1 pseudogene is annotated in these 248 nt (G+C 75.0%); it reads left to right on the forward strand.

Features of this window, described 5'->3' with window-relative positions:
• A pseudogene (locus G3I65_RS29490) lies at positions 1–248 on the forward strand (phospholipase); the annotation flags it as partial.

Consider the following 248-nt stretch of genomic DNA (forward strand, 5'->3'; position numbering starts at 1 on the left):
TGCTGCTCCTCGGCCTGGTCCAGCTGGGCCTGCTCGGGCTCTTCGCCGCCCCGCTGGCCCGGCTCGGCCGCCGTCCCGGCGTCACCACCGCCTGCCGGTTCGTGCTGCGCGCGCCGATGAGCCTCTACCTGGCGTTCCTCGCCGCGATGCTGCTGCTCGTCGCCGTCGTCTACCTGCCGGGACGGATCGCCGACGGGCTGAGCTGGCTGATCCAGCCGCGGACGCTGGTCGCGGTCGGGCTGCTCGCC

Origin of the sequence: Amycolatopsis sp. SID8362, assembly GCF_010550475.1 — a bacterium.
Classification (GTDB): domain Bacteria; phylum Actinomycetota; class Actinomycetes; order Mycobacteriales; family Pseudonocardiaceae; genus Amycolatopsis; species Amycolatopsis eburnea.